General features: G+C 42.4%; 22 protein-coding genes and 1 other annotated feature. Of the genes, 19 read left to right on the top strand and 3 right to left on the bottom strand.

Translation table 11 applies throughout. From position 1 onward, the window contains the following. The first annotated feature begins 54 nt into the window (after window positions 1-54). Together PGLA_RS24240 and sigK are read left to right on the top strand one after the other, a co-directional pair. Entirely contained in the window at window positions 55-3753 is a 3699-nt protein-coding gene (locus PGLA_RS24240; protein WP_068537762.1) for a cadherin-like beta sandwich domain-containing protein, read from the top strand. A 409-nt stretch (window positions 3754-4162) separates the two neighbouring features. Further along, window positions 4163-4864, top strand: coding sequence for an RNA polymerase sporulation sigma factor SigK (gene sigK, locus PGLA_RS24235; protein ID WP_068537761.1), 702 nt, complete (start codon window positions 4163-4165; stop codon window positions 4862-4864). A 236-nt stretch (window positions 4865-5100) separates the two neighbouring features. Here the strand turns inward: sigK and PGLA_RS24230 are convergent, their stop codons facing one another. Then, complete coding sequence (locus tag PGLA_RS24230; protein ID WP_068537760.1) at window positions 5101-6174, bottom strand: M42 family metallopeptidase; 1074 nt, start codon at window positions 6172-6174, stop codon at window positions 5101-5103. Window positions 6175-6715: 541 nt separating this feature from the next. Between PGLA_RS24230 and PGLA_RS24225 the strand changes: the two genes are divergently transcribed. The 13 genes from PGLA_RS24225 (at window position 6716) to PGLA_RS24165 (ending at window position 18209) form a co-directional block, all read left to right on the top strand. Further along, window positions 6716-7684: an AAA family ATPase gene (locus PGLA_RS24225; protein WP_068537759.1), complete on the top strand. Its 969-nt coding sequence runs from the start codon at window positions 6716-6718 to the stop codon at window positions 7682-7684. Next, window positions 7681-8925: a DUF58 domain-containing protein gene (locus tag PGLA_RS24220; RefSeq protein WP_245700291.1), complete on the top strand. Its 1245-nt coding sequence runs from the start codon at window positions 7681-7683 to the stop codon at window positions 8923-8925. The genes PGLA_RS24225 and PGLA_RS24220 overlap by 4 nt, the downstream gene beginning before the upstream one ends. Beyond that, window positions 8922-11123 (top strand): DUF4129 domain-containing transglutaminase family protein, encoded by a 2202-nt coding sequence (locus PGLA_RS24215; protein ID WP_068537758.1) that lies wholly within the window; start codon window positions 8922-8924, stop codon window positions 11121-11123. The genes PGLA_RS24220 and PGLA_RS24215 overlap by 4 nt, the downstream gene beginning before the upstream one ends. A 102-nt stretch (window positions 11124-11225) precedes the next feature. Next, entirely contained in the window at window positions 11226-11753 is a 528-nt protein-coding gene (locus PGLA_RS24210) for a YqeG family HAD IIIA-type phosphatase (RefSeq protein WP_068537757.1), read from the top strand. Next, complete coding sequence (yqeH, locus tag PGLA_RS24205) at window positions 11750-12877, top strand: ribosome biogenesis GTPase YqeH (protein WP_068537756.1); 1128 nt, start codon at window positions 11750-11752, stop codon at window positions 12875-12877. Before PGLA_RS24210 ends, yqeH begins: the two co-directional genes overlap by 4 nt. Window positions 12878-12909: 32 nt before the next feature. After that, window positions 12910-13776, top strand: coding sequence for a shikimate dehydrogenase (gene aroE, locus PGLA_RS24200; protein WP_068537755.1), 867 nt, complete (start codon window positions 12910-12912; stop codon window positions 13774-13776). Between the two features lie 49 nt (window positions 13777-13825). Next, on the top strand, window positions 13826-14116 hold the full coding sequence (gene yhbY, locus PGLA_RS24195) for a ribosome assembly RNA-binding protein YhbY (RefSeq protein WP_068537754.1): 291 nt from the start codon (window positions 13826-13828) through the stop codon (window positions 14114-14116). A 16-nt stretch (window positions 14117-14132) separates the two neighbouring features. Further along, window positions 14133-14723, top strand: a complete 591-nt coding sequence (locus PGLA_RS24190; protein ID WP_068537753.1) for a nicotinate-nucleotide adenylyltransferase — start codon at window positions 14133-14135, stop codon at window positions 14721-14723. Beyond that, entirely contained in the window at window positions 14707-15285 is a 579-nt protein-coding gene (gene yqeK, locus PGLA_RS24185) for a bis(5'-nucleosyl)-tetraphosphatase (symmetrical) YqeK (RefSeq protein WP_068537752.1), read from the top strand. Before PGLA_RS24190 ends, yqeK begins: the two co-directional genes overlap by 17 nt. Continuing rightward, window positions 15282-15638, top strand: a complete 357-nt coding sequence (gene rsfS, locus PGLA_RS24180; protein WP_068537751.1) for a ribosome silencing factor — start codon at window positions 15282-15284, stop codon at window positions 15636-15638. Before yqeK ends, rsfS begins: the two co-directional genes overlap by 4 nt. Continuing rightward, window positions 15635-16543, top strand: a complete 909-nt coding sequence (locus tag PGLA_RS24175; RefSeq protein ID WP_068537750.1) for a CvfB family protein — start codon at window positions 15635-15637, stop codon at window positions 16541-16543. The genes rsfS and PGLA_RS24175 overlap by 4 nt, the downstream gene beginning before the upstream one ends. Window positions 16544-16588: 45 nt before the next feature. Further along, on the top strand, window positions 16589-17359 hold the full coding sequence (locus PGLA_RS24170; RefSeq protein ID WP_068537749.1) for a class I SAM-dependent DNA methyltransferase: 771 nt from the start codon (window positions 16589-16591) through the stop codon (window positions 17357-17359). 130 nt (window positions 17360-17489) lie between these two features. Further along, window positions 17490-18209 (top strand): 3-ketoacyl-ACP reductase, encoded by a 720-nt coding sequence (locus PGLA_RS24165; RefSeq protein ID WP_068537748.1) that lies wholly within the window; start codon window positions 17490-17492, stop codon window positions 18207-18209. A 107-nt stretch (window positions 18210-18316) separates the two neighbouring features. Here PGLA_RS24165 and PGLA_RS24160 read toward each other — a convergent pair whose 3' ends face one another. Further along, on the bottom strand, window positions 18317-18475 hold the full coding sequence (locus PGLA_RS24160; protein ID WP_068537747.1) for an asparagine synthase: 159 nt from the start codon (window positions 18473-18475) through the stop codon (window positions 18317-18319). A 171-nt stretch (window positions 18476-18646) separates the two neighbouring features. Then, window positions 18647-18913 (top strand) — a binding site (T-box leader). An 88-nt stretch (window positions 18914-19001) separates the two neighbouring features. On the opposite strand from PGLA_RS24160, the gene leuS reads away from it, so the two are divergent. After that, window positions 19002-21443 (top strand): leucine--tRNA ligase, encoded by a 2442-nt coding sequence (gene leuS / locus PGLA_RS24155; protein WP_068537746.1) that lies wholly within the window; start codon window positions 19002-19004, stop codon window positions 21441-21443. Here the strand turns inward: leuS and comER are convergent. Next, window positions 21436-22263 carry a late competence protein ComER gene (gene comER, locus PGLA_RS24150; protein ID WP_068537745.1) on the bottom strand — a complete coding sequence of 276 codons (828 nt, stop codon included), beginning with the start codon at window positions 22261-22263 and terminating at the stop codon, window positions 21436-21438. The two genes, leuS and comER, sit on opposite strands and share 8 nt — an antisense overlap. A gap of 186 nt (window positions 22264-22449) precedes the next feature. On the opposite strand from comER, the gene PGLA_RS24145 reads away from it, so the two are divergent. The 3 genes from PGLA_RS24145 to PGLA_RS24135 all read left to right on the top strand — a co-directional run bounded on the left by PGLA_RS24145 (window position 22450) and on the right by PGLA_RS24135 (window position 26197). After that, window positions 22450-22974, top strand: a complete 525-nt coding sequence (locus tag PGLA_RS24145; protein ID WP_068537744.1) for a ComEA family DNA-binding protein — start codon at window positions 22450-22452, stop codon at window positions 22972-22974. A gap of 46 nt (window positions 22975-23020) precedes the next feature. Continuing rightward, the gene (locus tag PGLA_RS24140) at window positions 23021-23536 is read left to right on the top strand and encodes a deoxycytidylate deaminase (RefSeq protein ID WP_068537743.1); all 516 of its coding nucleotides are present in this window, start codon (window positions 23021-23023) and stop codon (window positions 23534-23536) included. A 123-nt stretch (window positions 23537-23659) separates the two neighbouring features. After that, window positions 23660-26197 carry a DNA internalization-related competence protein ComEC/Rec2 gene (locus PGLA_RS24135; RefSeq protein WP_245700289.1) on the top strand — a complete coding sequence of 846 codons (2538 nt, stop codon included), beginning with the start codon at window positions 23660-23662 and terminating at the stop codon, window positions 26195-26197.

Raw genomic sequence — 26197 nt, 5'->3', positions numbered from 1 at the left:
TGTACGATGTGTAAACTGGGAAATAAATAATCATTTGGGGGGGGGACAAGGAGAATGGCAAAGATGAATAAGAAAGTAACGACGATCCTACTAGTGATGCTAGTAGTGCTAAGTGGACTACCTGGATTGTTCGCGACAGATGAAGGTAAGGCATATGCGGCAGTGAGCTTTGCTGGAGGAACGGGACTTGAAGGTGATCCCTTTCGGATTGCAACCGCAGGCCAGCTCAATGAGGTCAGAAATGATATGGCAAGCGGCACCTATTATATACTGACTAATGATATTGATTTAAGTAGCTATAGAAGTAACGACGAAGGGAAAGGTTGGACTCCGATCGGAGTCGTCAACAATTCCTTTAAGGGAACCTTTAATGGGAATGGAAAGACGATTAGTAACTTGTATATTAATAGACCTACTGCAGATTATCAGGCATTATTTGGATTTATAGAGAGAACAGCATCGATAAGTGACGTGAATCTAATTAATGTAAATGTTACAGGAGGATCCTATACAGCTAGTCTAGTCGGTCAGAATCTAGGAGGTACTGTGAACGAAGTTTCCGCTTCTGGTGAAGTTTATGGTATTTCATATATCGGAGGATTGGTTGGTGTAAACGACTCTGGTAAGATTGAAAATAGTAACACTAATGTCATAGTAACCGGCACTGGAAATACTATAGGCGGTTTGATTGGGCATGCTTATCAGAAAGGGACAGTTAATAATAACTACGCTGTCGGTATTGTAACAGGGAAATTGCAAGTAGGTGGTCTGATCGGAGCAGGTTATAATAATGTTTCAATAAATAAAAACTACGCTGTCGGCGATGTGTCCGGGGATAGGTATATAGGCGGTCTGATCGGTCAATCTGGGAGTAATACTTCATTAGCTAGAAACTATGCTACAGGCAACGTGACTGGGAAAAATCAGGTAGGAGGATTAATTGGAAATAGTACTGATGGTACTCCAACTGATAATAGTGATGATGAAGTTGTTACAAACAGTTTCGCACTAGGAAATGTTACTGGTGACAGCTTTGTAGGTGGCTTGATCGGATTCAATGATAAAACAGTGAGTAATATGAATTATGCGACAGGTAAAGTAACTGGCAACATGTTTATAGGTGGATTGATTGGTTATATATCGGGTGGCTTAACCACAAGCAATGGTTTCTACAATAAGGAGACAACAGGTCAATCTGATACTGGTAAGGGCGATTCAAAAACAACCATAGAGATGCAGCGAGTAGGAACATATACGAACTGGACCTTTACCGAGCCGAGTGTTTGGACGATAGATTCCGCTCATAATAATGGCTATCCTTACTTGAGTGGATTGCCTATCCCTGAGAATATGGTCTATTCGGGAAATGGAAGTACGGGTGGAACACCTCCAATCGGTAAACTTTATACGCAAAATCAAGTCATAATTGTAGACGATAAACCAGGAGATTTAGTCAAGACAGGTTACACTTTTACTGGATGGAATACGAAAGCAGACGGTAGTGGTAATCCGTATCTACCAGGACAATCATATACGATAAGTGCGGACACAACATTCTATGCGCAGTGGTTGGGTAACCCTCCTGCCCTAACAGCAGATACGACGAACAATGATAATAGAAGTCCGATTGAGATCATGTTCACGGATGATGGAACATGGGGCGCTGCGATCACGGAAGTAAAGAATGCGGGTATCTCAGTGTCGGGAGCAACTTACACCGTCAGCAATGGGAAGATCACGATCAATGCTGGCTTTCTGGCAGTAGGTACCCATACGATCACAGTAATGGCACAAGGCTATGAAACTGCATCGGTACAACAGACGATTGTACCAAGCTCGAGCTTGAGCGGCTTGAGTGTAAGTAGTGGTGCGCTGAATCAGGTATTTGCTGAGACAACAACAAGCTATACGCAGAGTGTAGCGAACAATGTTACGAGCCTTACGGTCACGCCAACCGTGGCAGATCCAATGGCAACCGTGGAAGTATCTGCTAATGGAGTGACAGGCACGGACATTCAGCTCAACGTAGGGGCGAATACCATTACAGTGACTGTAACGGCGTCGAATGGCTCGACGAAAGTATACACAATCATTGTCACAAGAATTAGCAATAATGCGCTGCTTGCTAGCTTGACTGTAGATCAAGGCACGTTATCACCGACATTTACGTCAGAGAATCCGACTTATACGGTGGATCTGCCGAACATAGCTTCAAGTCTCAATCTTAACGTAACTATAATGGACACAAATCAAACCATTTCGGTGGTGGGAGCCGATCAAATCTCTGTAACTAACAGTGTGTATGTCTTTAGTGCAACTAATTTGATAGTAGGGCCTAACCCTATTGAGTTGGTGGTAATCGCGGAAGATGGGACACGCAATCCGTACCATATTACTGTGAATCGTGCAGCAAACAGTAACGCTGACTTGGGCAGCTTGACGGTATCGAGCGGTACGTTAAGTCCCGCATTTGAATCCGGGATCGTGTCTTACACTTCTAGTGTGGACAATAGTGTATCTAGTCTAATTGTCACGGCTAGTACGCATGACAGTAACGCCACGATGACTGTAAATGGAAAATCTGTAGTTAGTGGTCAAGCGAGTGGAGCTATTAGTCTGAATGTAGGAAATAACCCGATTACTATCGTAGTCACAGCACAGAATGGTACATCGAAGACGTATACTGTAACGGTGACGCGAGCAGCAAATTCAAGTACTCCATCTACTGGCGGCGGTGGTACTGGCGGTGGCAGTGGTTCATCAACACCTACGGATAGCAAATTAAAGCTTCCAGCAGGTAAATCAGGCAAGGTTAGCTTGGGAGATGAAGTTACGGTTTCTATTCCAGAAGGTGCGACAGACAAAGAGCTGATTCTAACGATAAGCAAATGGTTAGATACGCAAAATCTTGTAACGAATAAACAAGTTCTAGCAACTTCGATCTACGAGATTCTGAAGAACTTCCCGGAAAACTTCAAAAAACCGGTTACGCTGACCTTCAAGTTCGATCAAGCAAACGTGAAGAAAGATCAGAGACCAGCGGTATTCTATTATGATGAAGTGAAGAAGGTATGGGTAGAAGTCACGGGCGGTAGGATCAATGGAAATCGGATTAGCGTAGAGGTCGATCACTTCAAGAAGTATGCGGTATTTGTGGTAGATTCAACAGATGTTGTACTCGTACCTGAAAAACCAACGGAGCCCGACACAGAAGTTAAATTTAGCGATATCGCGGGACATTGGGCACAGGCAAGTATTAAGCAAGCCGTAAACAGCGGTATTGTCAAAGGTTATGCCAATGGCACATTTAAGCCGAACAATACGGTCACTCGCGCAGAATTCGCAGTTATGCTGATGAATGCATTGAAGCCGCAAGGTAATGGAGCGGAGCTTACTTTCACGGATAAAGCGGAGATTGGAACATGGGCGCAGAAAGCAGTCGCGCAAGGGGTACAAGTAGGTATTATTAACGGTTATTCGAACGGCACCTTCGGTCCGAATGCAGAAGTCACACGCGCTGAGATGGCAGTGATGATCGCGATTGCCTTGGGTCAATCTGTCGGAACTAATGCCTCAACTGGTTTCGCAGATGACAAGGACATACCGGCTTGGGCGAAAGGCAGTATTGCTTACGTGAAGCAAGCAGGTATTGTGAACGGAAAAGGCGATAATAGGTTCGTCCCTCAAGACTCTGCAACAAGAGCTGAGGCGGTAACGGTTCTGCTGAATATGTTGGCACAAAAGAACAAGTAAAAGGACGCATTAAAGGATTACAGATACAGCCCCATTGATTGGGGCTCTTCTGTTTGCGTTCTAGCAAATGTATGCTCTCTTTAGTTTCTCGACAAAAATAAATAAATCTTGCATCGCTCAAATTCTCGGAGGCTTTACACAACAGGGGTTTGGGCTTTTTCGTGCGAGTTTCTATTGTTATTCTTTTATTGGTCTCTTTATAATTTCAAGACTCCCTTATCAAGTTCGGACCTTCAAAGTCTCATATCATGAGATTCATCATCCAAAGGATTCAGCTTTTAGAACCGTATTACAAGTGAGGTGTAAGATACATATTTACCCTGTACATGCACAGATAGGCTTACGCCCTCATAGAATAAAAATGACCGTTAACGTAGTAGGTTGTTGTATTCAGTAGGAGGTGTCATCTTTGTCTGGACTGATCAGTATGATTGCTTTATTTATCAAGGAACTCACGCTTCTGGTATCTTACGTCAAGAACAATGCATTTCCCCAACCTCTATCCGAGAAAGATGAGAGCAAGTACTTAAAGTTAATGGCCGAAGGAGACGGCTACGCGCGAAATATGCTTATTGAACATAACCTGCGACTCGTGGCGCATATCGTCAAGAAGTTTGACAACACAGGTGAAGATCTCGAAGATCTGATCTCCATTGGTACGATTGGCCTAATCAAAGCCATTGAAAGTTTTCAAACGGGTAAAGGAACGAAATTAGCAACATTTGCGGCTCGATGTATAGAAAACGAAATTCTGATGCATCTTCGTTCTCTCAAAAAAACACGTAAAGACGTATCTCTCCACGATCCGATTGGTACGGATAAAGAAGGAAACGAAATAACTTTGATTGATATTCTAGGTAGTGAAGCAGACGACGTGGCAGACCTGGTTCAACTGAAGATTGAGAAGAGTAAAATCTATCGTAACCTGGATATATTGGACCCACGCGAACAGGAAGTCATTAAAGGTCGATTCGGACTGGAGCATGGCGGAGAGGAACGCACACAACGGGAGATTGCGAAGGAACTTGGGATTAGTCGCAGTTATGTGTCACGTATTGAGAAGCGAGCATTGATGAAGCTGTATCATGAGTTTTATAAGGCGAAACGATAAATAAACTTACGATGCCATGCCGTTTGGGTGGAAATGCGAAGCGGATTTTTTTGCAGGGTTAGGAAGACACAGATAAAGAAGGTAATGAAATTAAGCTGATGGATATGAAGTGAGTCGAATCATAGGGTGTAATGTAAAAGCCTGCTTAAATATTTATCAAAAAACCGCCGAAAGCTCTCAGCTCTCGGCGGTTAACACTATCTATATGCTCTTGTTCGCTTAATTTAATCCAGCTCTTAACTCCGTTCAATAATCGTATTCAACGTCGTACGATCCATACCCTTCACTAAAGTGATCAGCAGTTCCTTAGCCGCTTCATAATCATCTGTATGTATGATGGAAGACGATGTATGGATGTAGCGGGAACAGATTCCAATCACGGTAGAAGGAACACCGATGCCACTAAGATGGACTTGGCCAGCATCTGTGCCACCTGGTGAGACAAAATATTGGTATTTAATCTTATGCGTATCTGCTGTATCTTGCACATATTCCACAAGTCCACGATGGGTAAGCATAGAAGGGTCGAATATACGTAACAGCGCACCATTTCCGATATGTCCGAAGGATTGTTTGTCACCTGTCATATCATTGGCTGCACTGGCATCTAGAGCAAAGAAAATGTCAGGTTGGATGAGGTTCGCTGACGTGCGAGCGCCACGTAAACCCAACTCTTCTTGTACCGTTGCACCGATGTACAAGGTATTCGGAAGTTTCTCTTTGTGTAGTGCTTCTAAACATTCAATGGCGAGACCCACACCATAGCGGTTATCCCATGCTTTAGCCATGATTTTCTTACGATTGGCAAGCGGTGTGAAATCACAGATAGGAACGATCTGTTGCCCAATATGAATACCGAAGGATTCTGCCTCTGCTTGATCATCTGCACCAATATCAAGATACATCGATTTGATATCAACGGGTTTACTACGTAGTGCTTCATCTAGAAGATGGGGTGGAGTGGAACCAACTACTCCGATAATAGGACCGTTGTCTGTCATAATCTGAAGACGTTGTGAAAGTACAGCCTGGCTCCACCAACCCCCAAGTGGTTGGAAACGAATCATACCAGCAGGTGTAATGCCAGTTACCATAAACCCAACCTCGTCAAAGTGTCCTGCTACCATCACTTTAGGGCCGTTCTCGTCTCCGCGAAGAACACCAAAGAGACTTCCAAGTCGATCTTGCACAAATTCTTCCGTATATGACGACATGGCATCTTTGACCCATGCCCGCAATTCTCGTTCAAATCCTGATGCAGCTGGAAACTCTGTAAGGGTGCGGAACAAATCCATCGTCTTTTGATTCATTGAAGGCAAACTCCTTTTCGTGGATGGTTATGACGGAATATTAAGCCTGACATACGACTTCATGAATTCCTCATAACAACTCATAGTGTATTTTTCATCGTATTAAGTATGAACTTTGTCTTATAGATTGTCTATAAGAGAAACGACATGCACATATATAGGTAGAAAAGAATAACATGTGAATGGGTGAATGTTCCGTAATGGCAAAAGAAAGGGGCACATATCATGAATTTGACGTTGAAAAAACGTATTGTGATTTATGTGTTGTTTATCTTGTTGATCATCATATTGCTGTATCTCTTTTAATTTTGAACTAACATAAGGAGTTGTCTTGTGAACGTCTTCGTGTTCTTTGAAGACGTTCATTTGTTTATTTGTATTTGTAGCTATTCAGTTCATCTCCGTCTATTAAGATCGATTGTTATTTATTTCAAATTGTATGAAAATTAACGTCCAATTTAGGGAGTATGCCCAATATACTTAGAACTATTCATCATGTACAATGTAATAAATGTAAATAAACAGGAGGATTTGATAACTAATGCCCATTCGTAAAGAGTCCACCCAAATCATATCAGCTCTTCGTTCTAATCTGGAATCATGCATATTAGGTAAGTCTTTAGAGATACAACTGCTGCTAACGTCGCTTTTTGCTGGTGGTCATGTTCTTATTGAAGATGTACCAGGTACAGGTAAGACGCAGCTGGTTAAGGCGCTTGCGAAGTCTATTAGTGGAGATTATCGTCGTATTCAATGTAATCCTGATATTCTACCAAGTGATATTACAGGAGTATCTATATTTCACCCACGTGATCAACAATTTTATTTCCGCCCGGGTCCTGTGATGACCAATATATTGCTAGTTGATGAAATTAATCGCGCAACGACCAAATCTCAATCAGCACTACTTGAAGTGATGGAAGAAAGGAATGTTACGGTAGATGGAGAAACACATGATCTACCCCACCCCTTTATGTTGATTGCTACCCAGAACCCGATTGATTTTGAAGGTACGTATAGTCTACCAGAAGCTCAACTTGATCGATTTATGATGAAGATTAATCTCGGATACCCAGATGCTTCTACAGAGAAGCAATTGTTGCTGGATCATCAGGTAGGGCAACCCGTGGATCGATTGGAACCTGTTACCCATATGGAGGACATTGCTACAATTCAGAAAGAGATTCGAAATGTACATATAAATGAAGTTGTTGTTGATTATATGCTTGAATTAATTCGAAGAACCCGTGAGCATCAGGCGGTACTATTAGGTGCTAGCCCGCGAGCATCTTTATCTTGTATGATGGCGTGCAAAGCATATGCGTTTCTACAAGGCAGAGATTACGTACTTCCCGATGATGTTAAGAATCTGGCTCCTTATATCTTATCTCACCGGATCTTGCTCAGATCAGAATCACGTCTTGAAAGCGTTCACGTGGAATCTATTCTAGAGAGCATCATCCGAGACGTCAATGTACCGGTTACGATGATGATGGGCGATAAAAGATGAGTTCTATCCTGAAATCCATTGGAAGGGGACTACGTAGACCTAGAGTTCGAGGAGTTCTTGCTGTATGGGGAATCAGTCTACTGTATTTATTATTTCAAGGTGGAAAGACATCCTCCATGCTGTTCGCCATGAGTAGCGCACTCATGGTTTACTTACTCCTAGTTGGATACAGTGGGGTAAGCAGAGCAGTGGGTAAGCGGCAACTTACATTGATTAATGAACGATTTGATTTGCTGCATGCCGGTGAGCAGATGGATGTGAAGCTTAACATTATTATTCCTGGGTTTCTTCCATTACCTTATATTATCATTCGAGAAGTATTGAGAAAACATAATGGTCAGCAATGGTCTTTTGAAGAAAGTGTTATGCCAAGCTTTCGTGGGCAAGCCCAGCTTGTGTTTAAGACGCCGCCATTGGAACGTGGTAGATACCATTTCATCGATACTGAATGTATAAGTGAGGATATCCTTGGACTATTGGACCATAAAGGATTGCTTCATGCTCCAGGGCAATTTCGAGTTATGCCACGTACTGTCTTTATCCCATATTGGCAGATGTTTGATCGTAATTCTCGTCTTGTTGGGCCTCAGACGGCGTTGTCTTCTTCTCGTAGGGAAACGACTCAGATTAATGGTGTACGTGATTATGTATACGGGGACCGCCTAACGAGAATTCATTGGAATGCGACAGCGAGGACGGGCACTTGGAAGTCCAAAGAATTCGAGCATGAATCTGTTCCCAAAACGATGATCATACTGGATGCTATCGCAAAGCACTATAGTTCGGAAGAACAGTTCGAGCTTGCCGTTTCGGTCGTAGCTTCTTTATTGCAATATAGGAACCGTGACCGAATAGGAATTGGATTGTGTACTCTTGGAAGTCGAAACCATGTTATTGCTCCATCGGAGAGCGCATTAGAGCGGCAGAAGATGTTACATCATCTGGTTGATATGGATGCTGATGGTGAGGGTACATTACTTCCAAAGTTAGAATCGAGTATTCGTCTTTTCCCGAAAGGTGCATATTGTATTCTAGTTAGTCCCACAAGCGGGTCATCTGTGATGGAGCTGATTCGGTGGGCAGATATTCGTGGGATGAGTCCTAGCCATCTGCATATTCTTAATGCAAAGGGGGATGCCTCGAAAGATTGGGTCTCTCAAATGAGAGCGCGTGGTATTCATGGGTATGCAGTTTCCAGACTAGAGGATTTACCTACGGTGATAGGGAGGGGATATGCATGACCAAACGTAAATTTTTCTTCAAATATGATTGGTTAAGCGCTCTCTCTTTTATATGGATCTGGATCGTTACCCAGCAGTGGTTGTCTTACACCGAACCGGTATGGTTCAAAGAAACAACTTCATTAGTAGGGAGAACCGTTATTATCATAGTCATCATTGAGGTTTTGCTCCCATTCAAGAGGATTTACCGTATTCTTCTCGAATGTGGGATAATCTTTCTGATGCTTCGGTATACACTTATTGAATATGATGTATATAACCCAAGTGGCGATGGAATAGAGTACTATATCAGCGGATTACATCCTTATATTTGGTTTGCAATCAGTGCAGCGATAATTTGTCTATGTCTAGCTAAGTTGCTAACGAATCAGAAACGGATCTTTGTATTCATGGGACTTAACATTGTTGCAATTGCTATCCTGGATTCTTTCTCATCGACGATTCTTTGGGATGAAGCCGCATGGATGGTGCTGGCTATGATGGGCTGGTTGGTGACGCATCATTTTCAACGCTTCCAAAAAAAATATCCTGAAGGTTGGAGAAATCTACTCGATTACCCATTTGAGATGATCGTTCATATTGTATTGCTGTTCTCGGTGATCTTTCTACTTGGCATCAACATGCCTAAAATTCCCCCAATATTGAAGGACCCTTACTCTGCATTGACAGGACAGAATGAATCTTTAGGTGATAGAGAAAAACAGGCTTCGGTAGAAACATTCGATGCACAACCGTCCTTGTCAGGCTACAGTAATGACGATAATAAGTTGGGCGGTGCATTTGAATTCGATTATTCGATGGTGATGACTGTTCATTCACCTAAACGAAATTATTGGCGTGGAGAGACAAGAAGGCTTTATTCCGGTACGGGCTGGGAGAACGAATCCAGTGAGACAAATACTTTTGATGATGTTGTGGTCGGTGAAGAGTTGGAACGAGCTTCTGATTCTATGTTACAGACGGAGAAAGTTCAACAAACGATAACGATCCAAAATGATAGTAACTTTCCAGTATTATTTGGTGCCTATGCGATTTCCTCTGTGCAGACGATTGACGGAGAGAAGGATATGCGTGGTATTCAGTGGAAGGGATCACAAGCAGAACTTCATTGGAATACTACGAATAAGGAATCACAATATCCGAAATCCTATACGATAACTTCCGAAGTTCCTGTCGTTCCCGTAGAAGAGTTAAGAAAGAAATCGTTCGATGATCTATATGGGGATTCCAATGAAAAGGATTACTTGCAGATACCAGATGGTTTCCCTGAACGCGTAAAAGAACTTGCTGCTGATGTGACAGAGTCAGCGATCACACCATATGAAAAGATAACGTTATTACAAACATACTTACAAACGAACTTTAAATATACGAACACGCCAAATGTATCGCTCAAAAAAAGTGACGATTTCGTAGATAGCTTTTTATTTGAAATTCGAGAAGGGTATTGTAATTATTTCTCAACTTCTATGGTTATGATGACAAGATCTCTTGGCATTCCAGCTCGCTGGGTCAAAGGATATGCTCCAGGTATCCAGCCTCAATTGGATGAATTTCGTATGATGCGATCAGGACAGATGGATCCTGGTTCATACAGGGTGACTAATGCTGATGCTCACTCATGGGTGGAAGTTTATTTCGGTCCTTATGGATGGGTTCCAATCGAAGCAACTCCAGGATTTAATATGCCTCTCATTACTGGATTAGATAGCTTGGATAAGCAAGAAATAGATCAGCAAGAGGATGAAGAGGGACTCAATAAAGATTCACAACAATCGAACAATTGGGGAATAAATTCATGGTGGTTCAAAGGGTTAATTGTAGTAGCCATTACTGTACTACTCTCGTGGATAAGTTATATTGGGTGGCGTTCAGGTGATTCTTTCCACTTCTTAATACGTCGAATTCGAATGGGGAAAAAACTATCTCCAGATGAGAAAGTGGTCATTGAGACAGAACGTTGGCTATTGATTGTGCACAAACATGGGTTGACACGTGGGAGTCATGAGACGCTACGTGAGTCCGTTATGAAGTGGCAGGTTAGTAATCCAAACTTAGAGCCATCTTTAAGTTCTCTGCTACAACTTTTCGAAAAAGCGAGGTATAGTCCTGAGGCTATTGCGAGTGATGAATGGCGTACGGTTCAGAAGGTTACGGAACAACTTAAAGTCTCTCTAAGAGCGAAAAATAAAAGATAACGATACCTTCGTCCTTTTTGCCTATGCAAAAGGGGCGGTTTCTTTTGTAATAACTCATGATATTATGGTATAGTTTGTCGTATGAAACTGAGGTGACTTGACTTGTTTGAAATGTTGCTGCCTAAAGTACGGGTGAATACAGTATTTGATATCGATTTGGAAGATCTATATGCACGGGGATACCGAGGGATTATTACGGATTTGGACAATACGCTTGTAGGTGCCAAAGCACCACTTGCCTATCCGGAATTGATCGCTTGGTTTGAACTTGTGAAAAAGACTGGTTTTCAACTGATCATTGTATCCAACAATCATCTGAAGCGAGTATCAGATTTTGCTACTCCCTTGGACATTCAATATGTACATGAAGCCCGTAAACCTTCCCTTAAGTCGTTTAATAAGGCATTGAAGATGATGGGACTTTCAAATACAGAGACGATTATGGTAGGCGACCAAATGCTGACTGATGTGTTAGGTGGTAATCGGCTTGGGTTACTTACAGTATTAGTACTGCCCATCTCGGTTGAGGACGAAGGATGGGGAACAAGAATCAATCGGAGAGTGGAGCGCATAGCGCTTAAGAGTCTTCGAAAAAAGGGACTATGGCTTGAGGAGGAAAACAAAGAATGAAAGAATCAATTGGCGAGCAAGAAGCCATGAACTGCAGCGGGTGTGGTATTACACTACAAACCGACCAAACAGATTTACCGGGATATGTCCCAGCTAAGGCGCTAGAACAAGAGCAGATTATTTGTCAGCGTTGTTTCCGTATTAAGAATTACAATGAATCATCGTCCGTTACGGTGGATCAAGATGAATTCTTGAAGCTGTTGAGCCAAATTGGCAATAAGAATGCACTTGTTATTCATATTGTTGATTTGTTCGATTTCCAGGGAAGTATGATCTCCGGATTACAACGTTTTGTAGGGAATAATCCTGTTATCCTTGTGGTGAACAAGATTGACCTTCTACCGAAAGTAACGAACTGGAACAAAATTAAGAACTGGGTTCAACAACAAAGCAAAGAAGAAGGTCTTAAAACGGAAGAAATCGTACTAGTTAGTGCCAAGAAGAACCAAGGCTTTGAGCGTTTGCTTGAGACGATAGCTACTTACCGTGGAGATCGAGATGTATATGTTGTTGGTGCAACGAATGTAGGTAAATCAACGTTAGTAAATCGTCTCATCCGCGATTACAGTGACCTTGAACAAGAACTTACGACTTCTCGTTATCCAGGAACTACACTAGACATGGTTAATATACCTCTTGATGATGGCCGCTATATTATTGATACACCGGGTATTGTATACCCTTGGCGTTTCAGTGAGCTTGTGAGCCGTGGAGATCTTGGAGCAACGATGCCAGAACATCCGCTTAAACCAATGGTTTATCAGCTGAATGAAGGTCAGACGTTATTCTTCGGTGCTTTGGCTCGGTTTGATTTCATACAAGGTGAACGCCAATCGTTCACATGTTTCCTTAGCCCAAAGGTGGGGATTCATCGTACGAAGTTAGAACGTGCAGACTCACTGTATGCAGAACATGCAGGTGTGATGCTCATGCCTCCTAACCAAGATAATTTAGCGAAACTTCCTGAATGGACGAGACATGAATTCAGTCTTAAAAAAGGATCTCGTTCGGATGTGTTTATCTCAGGTTTGGGTTGGGTCAAAATCAACAGCGATGAAGGTGCATTAATAGCAATTCATGCCCCACGTGGTGTGAAAGTTCTAACTAGGCCTTCTTTGATATAGACTAGTCGACAGAAAGCGGGTGAAATAGGAATATGTTATGGAGAGAATTACCTTCACAACCTAATAAGACGATGCTTCTCGCGGTGATCGGAGATCCTATCGTTCATTCTAAATCCCCAGTTATGCATAACGCCGCTTTAGCCGCACTTGGTATCGAGGGAGAATATTTCCCTCTCCATGTTAGTCGTGAGGATCTAGGTAGCGCGATCTCTCGGATCAGAGAGCTTGGATTCAGAGGGATTAATGTGACCATTCCACATAAAGTAGATGTAATGGCTTATGTAGATCGAATAGATGATTCTGCCTCTCGGATTGGTGCAGTGAATACGATATTGAATGAGAACGGTATTCTTACTGGCTACAACACGGATGGGATTGGTTACGTCCGTTCATTGAAAGATGAGACCCAGGTTGATTTGCGTGGTAAATCTATTATGGTCTTAGGAGCAGGTGGAGCCGCTCGTGGCATCATTTATGCACTTGCGCAAGAAGAACCGAAGACCATTGTAATCGCTAATCGGACCGAGGACAAAGCCATTCAAATGGCAGAGGAATGGAAGTCACTGGTGAATATTTCTGCGATCACCATGGACAAAATCGAAGGAATTCTGCCAGACATAGATGTTGTGATAAATACAACGTCCATTGGGATGCATCCTAAGACTTCTCAAAGCGTTATCGATCCAGAAATGATTCCACCTGGAATCATCGTTAGCGATTTGATTTATAACCCATTAACGACTGAACTTCTGAAGAAGAGCCATGAAAGAGGATGCACCATACATGGCGGTCTTGGCATGTTTATCAATCAAGGCGCATATGCCCTTGAATATTGGACGGGTATGCCTGCACCAATTGAGACGATGCGAACTGCGGTCTTGAAGAGTCTTCAGGACTGAATTGTAAGTAAAAGATTAATTAATTGAATTGAAGGAGTTTGGATATTACATGTTAACTGGAAAACAGAAACGTTATTTACGTTCATTAGCACATCATTTAGATCCCGTATTCCAAGTCGGTAAGAATGGAACGAATGATCATTTGATTCGTCATATCGAAGAAGCTATTGAGAAGAGAGAACTGATGAAAATTACAGTTCTTAACACATGTCTTGAAGATCGGAATGAAATCGGAGCAGAGTTGGCTAAACAATCTGGTGCGGAATTAGTTCAGGTTATCGGAAAAGTAATCGTATTGTATAAAGAATCAAAAGATAATAAACAAATTCAACTGCCTTAAGTAGGGAGGATTCAGCTTGAAGATAGGTATCATGGGTGGGACCTTTGATCCACTTCATATCGGACACTTGCTCGCAGCGGAATCTGCAAGAGATTCTTATCAGTTGGATGAAGTCTGGTTCATGCCAAGTCACATTCCTCCTCATAAAGATAAGGCTGGAGCGACGGGTGAACAACGGCTAAAGATGGTAGCCGAGGCCATAAAGGACCATGCTTCTTTTCGGACGCTGGATATAGAGGTGAGAAGAGGTGGCGTTTCCTACACCATAGACACGATCGAAGAGCTTCATGAGATGTATCCAGGATTTGACTTCTATTTTATCATTGGAGCAGATATGGTTAATTATTTACCTAACTGGGATCGAATTGAAGATTTATCGGAGATGATAACGTTTATAGGTGTAGGTCGCCCAGGTTCACCTTTGGATCTGTTGGCACTTCCGTCCTATCTACAGCGTAGCGTACTACTGGCTGACATGCCACTCGTGGACATTTCCTCTTCTGAGATAAGAGAAAAGGCAGAGATGGGACATTCCATCCGTTATATGGTGCCTGAACGTGTGTATGAATATATAATAAGGAGCGGGTTATATGAAATTCAGCCGTGATGAACTTATTAAAGTCGTATCAACTCAGATGCCTGATAAACGTTGGCAGCACACACAAGGGGTTATGGAGACGGCAGTAAAGCTGGCAGAACAATATGGAGCAGACCCTGTAAAAGCAGATTTAGCTGCCATTTTGCATGATGTGGCTAAATACTGGCCGATAGAGACGTTGAGAACGATCATATCGGACAATCAGTTATCTGACGATTTGTTGTCATACAATAAGCAACTTTGGCATGCTGAAGTAGGTGCTTTTGTAGCAAGTCATGAATATGGAATTGATGACTTGGAAATTTTGGATGCTATTCGCTATCATACAGCTGGTAGGATTGGCATGACGTTACTGGACAAAGTGGTGTGTCTGGCTGACTATATCGAGCCGGGAAGAGACTTTCCTGGTGTGAATAATATTCGGGAACTAGCCAACCATAGTCTAGAAGGAGGCCTAGTAGCGGGATTGGATTCTACAATCAGTTTACTAGTGTCACGTAGGCAAATTATTTACCCTTTAACGGTATTAGCACGTAATGATTTAATTAAGCAAATGGAGGCGAATTCATGAGTCAAAAGTATATTGGACCTGAACAATTGTTGGATTTAGCAGTAACTGGAGCGCAAGATAGAAAGGCAATGGACATCGTTGCATTGGATTTAAGAGGGGTATCATTGGTTGCCGATTATTTTGTGATTTGTCATGGTAACTCTGATGTACAAGTACAAGCTATTGCTACTGAAATTCGTAAGCAAGCTATGGAAGCAGGTACTAACATTCGTGGGATCGAAGGAATGAATTCCGCACGTTGGGTATTGATGGATCTAGGAGATGTTATTGTTCATGTCTTCCACCGCGATGAACGTGAATTCTATAACCTTGAGAAATTATGGTCTGATGCTAAGGTAGTGGAATTGGTATGAGCTTAGTTGCGGGTACAGTTGTTTCATTAGAAGTGGCCCGTGAGGTGTCTCCATATGGTTTTTTTCTATATGGAGATGATTTCGATGTGTTACTTCATTACACGGAGATTACTGAAGAAATCAAACCTGGCGATATATTAGAGGTATTTATATTCTTTGATACAGAAGGCCGATTAGCTGCTACGATGAAAAAACCGTATTTGACACTGGGTGGACTAGCCAAGCTTGTTGTGGCAGATATTAACCCACGGCTCGGTTGCTTTCTCGAAATGGGACTTGGACGTCAGTTATTGCTTCCAATACGAGAATTACCTGAGATTAACGAACTACACCCTCGTGTAGGTGATTCTGTATTTGTCACTATGGAGCATGATAAACAGGGCCGATTGCTTGCTAAGCTTGCTGGAGAGTATGAGTTGGAAACATTGACCTTTGCTGCGCCTTCTTCATGGATGAATCAATGGGTGAGCGCAACTGTGTACAAATCACTTCAAATGGGCACGTTCGTGCTTGTAGATGGTGGAGTGGTTGGATTCGGGGTTATTGGTCTAATTCATTCAACGGAACGTCCTCGGATGCTTCGTCTTGGCGAAGAAGTGAAGGTACGGATTAGTCATATACGTGAAGATGGAAGAGTCAACCTGTCCATGGCACCTCTGAAAGAGGTTGGCAGGGATTTGGATGCTGAGAACTTGTTAGCATTCCTCAAGGAACGTCCAGGTGGAGGCATGCCCTATTCTGATGCAACACCGCCAGACATCATTAAAGAGCGATTCGGTATTAGTAAATCAGCATTCAAACGGGCTATAGGTAAGTTATTGAAAGAAGGCCTGATTACGCAAAAAGAAAATTGGACGTACCTAGTGAATCCGGATTCTACTCCGAATGAAGATGTACAGTCTTAATCCTATACTGGGTTCATAGTATTCCAAAGAAAGGGAGGTGCCATGATGTCATCCTACCGGAAATTTGCATACGTCTATGATGAATTAATGGAAGATATGCCATACCCTGATTGGATACGTTTCGCCCGAACGGCTTGGGAGAAACATGGTATGCCTCTTACTGTAGCAGAGCTGGGTTGTGGGACAGGTAGTATCACTATACCACTAGTTAATTCTGGATTTGAAGTTACGGGCATTGACCTTTCATCGGATATGTTGTCTGTTGCGCGTGGTAAAATGGAAGGAACTCCGCAAGGTTATCGTCTTCAACGTGAAGGAAGTATACGGTGGGTACAACAAGATATGACGGCGTGGGAGTTGCCAGAACCGGTGGATTCTGTTATATCTTTTTGTGACTGTATTAATTATCTAGTTGAAGAATCGGATGTTATATCTATGTTCGCGCGTACATACGAGGGTTTGAAGCCAGGTGGAACTTTTCTCTTTGATGTGCACCATCCCAATACGATGAAACGTTATAATGATGAACAGCCATTTGTGCTGGATGAACGTTCCGTTTCTTATATTTGGACTTGTGATCTAGATGAGAGTCGTTGCGAGATTGAACATCACTTACGTATTTTTGTGCGTGATGAGCATGGTGGAGATCAGTATCGACGTTTCGAAGAGATTCATAATCAACGTGCGTACGACCCTGAATGGATGAAGGTGGAACTCGTAAAGGCTGGATTCCGTGATATTAAAGTCTATGCAGACTTTGAATGGGTCGAAGCAGATGACGATGCCCAGCGGCTCTTTTATGTGGCCATTAAATAGTTGTGTCTGTTTGAAGTGAAGCCCTTGGATTCTCAGGGCTTTTTTTTGATTACTACATCGTATTTGACATATACTTGAGAAGAGAGTTTTCTATAGTGACGATGATTATAACATTTAGGAGTGGATGACAATGGAATTTAAGAATAGTACAGCTATCATTACGGGTGCAGGAAAAGGGATCGGACTAGCCATAGCAACTTCGCTTGCTAAGGAAGGTGTGAACTTGGGGCTGATCGCTAGAACAACTTCAGATTTAGAAGCACTTCGTACCTCTTTAACTGAAGCCTATGGCGTTAAAGTTAGCATTGCGACAGCGGATGTTTCTGTGAAGAGTGAAGTGGACAATGCTGTAGAACTATTAAAGGAGCAATTGGGTTCCATTGATATTTTGATAAATAATGCTGGGTTTGCAGAGTTCGGAACATTAGTAGATATGGATTCTGATGTGTGGGAGCAAATGATTCAGGTTAACTTGATGGGAACATATTACGTGACTCGTGCAGTACTTCCTACAATGATCGAACAAAATAGTGGAAACATTATAAATATCGCATCAACTGCAGGGGAGAAGGGATTCGCAACAGGCTCCGCTTATTGTGCTTCTAAGTTTGCGGTATTAGGCCTGACTGAATCTGTACTGCAGGAAGTTCGTAAATTTAACATTCGAGTTATGGCCTTAACCCCAAGTACGGTCAACACGGATTTAGCTAAGAATGCTGGCTTGAAAATAGGCGATGAGGATCGTATGATGCAACCTGAGGACGTGGCTGAGATAGCATTAGCAACCTTGAGACTTCCACAGCGTGTTTTTGTGAAAACGGCTGGTCTATGGACGACGAATCCGCAATAACGAAATATTAAACAAGCCTTGGATCCTTTGATCCAAGGCTTGTTTTTGCTGGCTTTGAATAGGATACATAAGATATTATCATATGCTCCTATTTGTCTTTCCAATGCTCAACGATGTTCTACAAGGTCAATACTTCCAAGAATGATGTGTGCTAGACCGAAACCTAATACGCCATACGCGGCAAGCTTATACTTGCTACCAAGCAGTGCAGCACCCGAAGCGGATACGACAGTTCCAAGAACAGCGGGAATTATTCCCTCACGCATATGAACACTCTCCCTTAGATAGTTTGGAAAGACGAATATTAGTGTTTGTTTTTATAGAATGTTTTATACATCATGAATTGTCAGGGCCCTTCTAATTCATCACAAGAAATCGGGTCATTTGTTGACTTATCCTCCTTGATTCTGTATAATATGGTTCATCAAAATGCATATTTTTAAACGTTGATGAGGAGTATTAATTTCGAGAAATTACTCAGAGAGCCGGTGGTTGCTGTAAGCCGGTTGATAGACCGAAACGAACTCGCCTCGGAGTCATGATATGAATATGGAAGAGCTTAACGGCGCTATAATGGTCGTCAAATTTCTATATATAAAGTATCATCGTTTTGCCCGCGTTAAGGGTTCAAAGTGAGTGGGAGACAAAGAATGTATTCCGCTAACTAGGGTGGTACCACGGGAATCTAACCTCTCGTCCCTAGCGATCATACGCTACGGATGAAGAGGTTTTTTTGATGATTAAATCAGTACATACTATACCGCGCACGATTGCGAAGGAGGACACAAGGTCATGAGTGAACAACAGCCACAGGGCCAGGGTTATCAGGCACAAGCCATTGAACCGAAATGGCAGCAATATTGGGAAGAACATGCGACATTTAAAACAGGGGAAGATCCAGCGAAGCCTAAGTTCTACGCTTTGGATATGTTTCCATACCCATCGGGTGCAGGTCTTCATGTAGGGCACCCTGAAGGTTATACAGCAACGGATATTGTTTCTCGATACAAGCGTATGCGTGGTTACAATGTTCTTCACCCTATGGGTTGGGATGCTTTCGGTCTACCAGCGGAGCAACATGCTATAGATACAGGAGAACATCCAAAGGGATTTACAGTTCAGAATATTAATAATTTCCGCCGTCAGATTAAATCTCTAGGTTTCTCATATGATTGGGATAGAGAGATTAGTACGACGGATCCTGAATATTACAAATGGACACAATGGATCTTTATCCAATTGTATAATAAGGGACTTGCTTATGTCGCTGAAGTGCCAGTCAATTGGTGTGAAGCATTGGGTACAGTACTTGCAAATGAAGAAGTTATTAATGGGTTGAGTGAGCGCGGTAATCATCCAGTCGTTCGTAAACCAATGAGACAGTGGATGCTGAAGATCACCGAATATGCGGATCGATTGTTGGATGATCTAGAGGAATTGGATTGGTCTGAGGGCATTAAAGATATGCAACGTAACTGGATTGGTAAATCCAAAGGCGCTGAAGTGAATTTCGAGATTCAAGGCCACGAGGATCAACTTGTGGTATTCACAACGAGACCAGATACGTTGTTTGGTGCAAGTTACTGTGTTCTTGCTCCAGAGCAAGAGTTAGTCGCTCGTATTACGACAGAAGAGCAAAAGGCAGCTGTCGAAGCTTATAAGATTCAAGCTTCACACAAAAGCGATCTAGAACGTACCGATTTGGCTAAAGACAAAACAGGGGTGTTTACAGGGGCGTATGCGATTAATCCTGTGAATGGTGCTACAATGCCAATCTGGATTGCAGATTATGTTCTTGCTGGATATGGAACAGGAGCGATCATGGCCGTACCGGGACATGATTCACGTGATTGGGAATTTGCCAAACAGTTTGGACTAGAAATCATTGAAGTGGTTAAAGGCGGTAATATTGAAGAAGAGGCTTACAGCGGAGATGGAGAGCATGTGAACTCTGATTGGCTTAATGGTCTACAGAACGTAGAGGCTATCGCGAAAATGATCGCTTGGCTAGAAGAGAATGGTAAAGGTCAAGGCAAGATCACATATCGTCTGCGCGACTGGTTATTTAGCCGCCAAAGATATTGGGGAGAGCCTATTCCAATCTTACATTTAGAAGATGGCACAATGAAGACTGTACCAGAAGATCAGTTACCGCTTGTCCTACCAGACGTTGATCAAATCAAGCCATCAGGTACGGGAGAATCACCACTTGCGAACGTCCTTGAATGGGTAGAAACGATCGATCCTGAGACAGGCATGAAGGCTCGTCGTGAGACCAATACGATGCCTCAATGGGCAGGAAGTTGCTGGTATTACCTTCGCTTTATTGATCCGCACAATGATAAAGAGTTATGTTCCAAGGATAAGCAACAACAGTGGCTTCCTGTGGACCTTTATATCGGTGGAGCAGAACATGCTGTACTTCACTTGTTATATGCACGGTTCTGGCATAAGGTGCTGTATGATTTGGGAATAGTGGACACGAAAGAACCATTCCATAAACTGGTGAACCAAGGAATGATTCTGGGTACGAATAATGAGAAAATGAGTAAATCCCGTGGGAATGTCGTTAACCCAGATGAAATCGTTGAAAGTCATGGGGCGGATACACTTCGAGTCTATGAAATGTTCATGGGGCCATTAGAAGCGACTAAACCGTGGAATATTAGCGGCGTAGAGGGAAGCCACCGTTTCCTTTCCCGTGTATGGCGTCTATTTATCAATGACGAAGGCAATCTCAATAGTAAAATCGTTGATGGTGATGGTAGCGATGAGTTTAAACGGACATGGCATAAGAGCATCAAAAAAGTAACCGAAGATTTGGATAACCTACGGTTTAATACAGCGATAAGTCAATTGATGATCTTTGTTAATGAAGCTTACAAGACGGATGAATTGCCACGTCGTGCCCTAGAGGACTTCGCACAACTTCTGTCCCCAATGGCACCGCACATTTCAGAGGAATTGTGGCAGCGCCTTGGACATGAAGACAGCATCACATATGAACAATGGCCAACATATGACGAGTCTTGGACAGTGGATTCAGAGATTGAAATTGTCGTGCAAGTGAATGGCAAAATTGTAGAGCGCACCTTGATCGCGAAAGATACGAATCAAGAGGCCATGCAAGCACATAGTCTAGCTCTTTCTAGTGTTGAGGAAGCTATTGCAGGCAAAACGATTCGTAAAATCATTGCTGTACCAGGTAAATTGGTCAACATTGTTGTCAGTTAATATCACCTAATAATTCATTAAGCTTCTCCACATCTTCAACATACTTGTTGTGGGTTGTAGTGATTAGATTGTGAAAAACGCCATCTAGGCTCTGGTTTAATTGAGATAAAGCTTGTGCTGTAATGCCGCCAGGCACGGCTACCAGTTCTTGAAGCTGTAGTGGTGTTAGCCCACCTTGGGTTAATAGTGTGCCAGTGCCAAGCATCATCTCGCTTGCAAGACAGGTAATTTCCTCGCGGGAGATACCTGTCATCTCTACAGCAGCCTCGATCCATTTTATTAAGAAGAAACTCATAAACGCAGGGCCGCAGCTAGTAAAGTCAGAGTTGATGCGCGCCTGCGTTTCTTTTATTTCTATGGGTTTGCTGATGAAAGAGAGTAGATCATGCAGAAGTTGCTTTTCTTTCTCTTGGATTCGGCTACCATACATAACTAATGAAGCGCCACTTCCAACCTTATGCGTTACGCTTGGAATGATCTTTGCAATTTTACAAGATAGATTATTTTCCAAGTGATGCAGTTGAACAGGACTCGTAATTGACACGAGGAGTTGGTCAGATCGAACATGATCTTTAATTTCTTCTATTATTGTGGTGAATTGAAGTGGTTTAACGCAGACGAATAGAATATCACAGTGTGTTACGGTTTCGATATTGTTCTGGGATATATTTAGGCCTTCATGACGTTCTGAGAGTAACAGAAGCTTCTCTTTGGAACGGTTACTTATATACAACTGTTGAGGCTGTATTGCTCCAAAATATATGAATGCATCTAATAAGAGGCTTCCCATACTACCGGTTCCAATCAGTCCTATCTTCATGTGGATATTTCCTCCTTTCATAATTACGGTAATGACATAACCCTTCTTCTTAAGATATGCATTAGAACCATTGCTTCATGACGAATTTACTGAATAGAACTAGTTATTTTATTTATTTGTCTTTCAAATGATGCAGTCGAGATGTTGAATTTTCTTTCGATTCCAATGTGATAGGGGTTTGATGAGATGAAACGCAAGTGGATAGGTATTATGGTTGCACTCGTAGGTAGTGGAGGTATTTTATTATCTGGTATAGGAGAAAAAGGAGATATCGAAGGTTGGGAACCTTTGAACTTACAAGTAGCGCAAGCTTTAGGAGAAAGTGAAAAGACTACTGTAGTAAAACAGGAAGCGCAAGCGCCAGCGTCAGAGGTATCAAAGAACAAAGGATTGAGTTCAGACACTCATTCGAAGCCATCTGAGATGACAACCAAAGAGAATAGCGCTAATTCTTCCATTTCTGATCATAAAACAGGGACGTCGGTACCAAAGGATACGGCATCAGATGTTGCGAATATCCACAAAATAAATGTGAACACCGCTGATGTCAAGGGACTAATGGAGCTTCCAGGCATTGGAGAGAAGAAGGCTCAGGCCATAGTAGATTATCGGAATCTGAAGGGACCTTTTCGAAAAATTTCCGATCTTAATGAAGTTAAAGGGATTGGAACGAAAATGATGGAGAAAATTGCTCCTAATGTAGAACTATAGGATAATAAGGAATAAAGAAATAGAAATATAGAGGGGAGAGTTTACGATGACAGATACGCGAAAAGATTGGGATACGTATTTCATGGACATTGCATATATGGTATCTACTCGTTCTCGTTGTTCTCGTCGACATGTAGGAGCGGTGCTTGTCCAAGGTAAGAAACTACTCGGAACAGCTTATAATGGCGCCCCGATGGGGATGCCAGATTGTTCAGAAGCCGGTTGTATGATCTCAGAGGAAGTATCTTTGGTCCATATCGATGGCGAACAACAGATGCTTAAGAAGCAACGTTGCATTCGTACCATCCATGCTGAACAGAACTTATTGCTTTTTACAGACCGTATTGATCGAGAAGGTAGTACGGTATATGTATCAGATGAACCTTGTTGGACATGTGCCAATATGTTGGCTAACAGCGGAATTGTCGAAATTGTATTTCACAGGTCCTATCCTAAAGATACGGACAAGGTAACTCAGATGATGAACAGTAAAGGGATTGTATTTCGTCAACTAGCATCGTATGAACCGCCTACAGACACACTAACGACCGTATCGAACTAGATATATAAACAATATATTGTGATTGATTAGAGGAGGAACCTCTTTTGCGAGTATAGCCGCAGAAGAGGTTCTTTTATTTATCATAGAAAAGGGATGTGATGATGGATGGAAGGTAGACCCTTGTTGTTATTTACCTTATTTTGGATTGTTGGAAGTAGCGCAGCAAGTCTATATTCAGGCATGACATTAGGTTCGTTATGGACTTTGGTTTCAATTGTGCTTGTAGTCTCTATAATTATATTAAGATTGAAATGGAAAATGATAGTTATGGTATGGATCGCACTCACGGTATCCGGTGGATACTGGGAGTGGCACGATCATTCTAACGTGTCCTCGATACCTCAGGCTGTGAATCAGGACATTTCTAAACTTTCTGGCATGCCCATCAATGCAGTGGGTGTGATTGTAACATCGGTGGAAGTGGATGGGGATCGAGCGGATATGAACGTAGAGCTGTCCGGGATGAATTCATCTGAGGTATCGGAGACCATACGTGTACAAGTGAAACTTCAAACGAAGGAGCAACAACAAGAGGTGAAAGAATGGCAACGTGGTGATGACATCAAGATGAGTGGTACCCTTGAAATGCCAGCAACTGCTCGTAATTTTGATGGTTTCGACTATCAAAAGTATTTGCGTACGAAAGAAATACACTGGATTATGAAGGTGAAAGGATTACAAAACACGGAGGTGACATCTCCTTCTTCATGGGGCATCATATCGTTATTTCGTGTAAATGATGCGTTAAGGGCGAAGATGGCATCTAAGCTGAATGAGTTGTTCCAAGAACCCCATGCTGGGTTTATGAAGGGTCTGATTATAGGGATGCAAGATGATGTAGACCCAGTGACATATAATCAATTCTCTCAACTAGGATTAACACATATTTTGGCTGTATCTGGTACCCATGTAGCTGTATATGTCGCGTGTTTAATGATCCTGTTATCGTTATTTAGGTTCTCTCGTGAGACGATCCTTACGATCGTTATTCTTCTAGTGCCCTGCTACGTTCTACTAACGGGGTTTAGCCCCTCTGTCGTTCGTTCTGGTATAATGAGTATGATTACGCTTTATGCAGCAAGACGTGGGTTATTGAAAGATGGACTTCACATTATTAGTGCCGCTGCGCTTATGATGTTGATATGGAATCCTTATTTATTATTGAATGTAAGTTTTCAGCTTTCCTTTATCGTTACGTTAGGTCTTATTATATATGTACCTCTCGCTATGCCTTTACTGAGTAAAGTGCCCCGTAAATTCGCTGGTGCATTAGGTGTGACGGTCATAGCTCAACTGGCCTCATTTCCATTAACTATCTATTACTTCAATCAATTCTCATTGTTATCTATCTTCGCTAATCTACTGCTTGTCCCACTTATTTCCTTCCTGGTTATGCCACTTGGAATGGTTTCCTTAGCAATAGGGTCGATGTGGATGCCTGCTGGCAGATGTCTGGCGTGGGTTGTGGAATGGCTCGATAACGCTACGTTTGCGGTGGTAGAATGGATGAATATCCATCCAGCCTTCTTAACGATATGGCCATCACCTTCTATATTGTGGATTTTTTGTTATTATATTTTATTGTATGTGCTACTGAGGTTGGGGAAATTGTGGGTACATCATGTTCAACCACTGCCAATATCAGTTGATGATACGATTCCACTAGAAGGCGTACTCCGTTTGAAAGAGCAAGGTCATGAAGAGCGATCGAAAAAACTAACTTGGAAACAGTTCATTGTACTACCGCTGATGCTCTCATTCATGGTCTTATTGTATGTGGGATATCAACCACCGTCCTTGAAGGGGGCGGGGCTGGTGCAGTTTCTGGATGTTGGCCAAGGAGACAGTATTCTAATTACAACACCTGAAGGCAACAATATCCTCGTAGACGGCGGGGGGACGCTAAATTTCAGCAAGCAATCTGACGAATGGAAGACCCGTAGTGATCCTTTTGAAGTAGGAGCTAAAGTTGTAGTGCCCTTGTTGAAAAAACGTGGGGTTCATCACCTTGATGCTGTGGTGCTAACGCACGGAGATCAGGATCATATTGGCGGATTACAGGCAGTATTGAACCAGATTCCTGTGAAAGCCATTTTATTTAACGGAACATTAACTAGAACGCCTACTTTTGAGAAATTATTATCAACCGCTCTCGCAAAAGATATCCCAATCTATGCTGTTCATCAATCGATGAAGATGCAACCTGATCCATATACGAGTATGCTATTCTTATCTCCTGAAATGACACAAGAAGAGCAGGCAGAGTTGCCTGTAGTTAAGGAACAGAATCATTCTTCCCTGGTATTCATACTTGAAATGAATGGGGTACGCGTATTATTAACAGGAGATATGGATGTAGCAAGCGAGGATAACATCTTAGAAGACGCAACTAATTCAACGATAGGATCTCAGGGTATAGATATAATAAAGATTGCTCACCATGGCAGTAAAACATCAACTTCTAGTGAATGGCTTACCCATTTGAAAGCTTCAGCTGCTGTTATATCTGTAGGGGTTAATAACTCCTATGGACATCCGAATCCTGATGTGGTTGATCGTATCCTAGATCAGGGCTTAAGTATATTTCGAACGGACCGGGATGGAGAAATTCAAATGAAACTTCATCATAAAGAGGTATGGGTCAGGAATAAACTTAAATAG

The sequence above is a fragment of the Paenibacillus glacialis genome, assembly GCF_001637205.1.
GTDB classification, from domain to species: Bacteria; Bacillota; Bacilli; order Paenibacillales; family Paenibacillaceae; genus Paenibacillus_AQ; species Paenibacillus_AQ glacialis.
The sequence above is the reverse complement of the archived record's forward strand: the minus strand, read 5'-3'. Positions and strand labels throughout refer to the sequence as shown.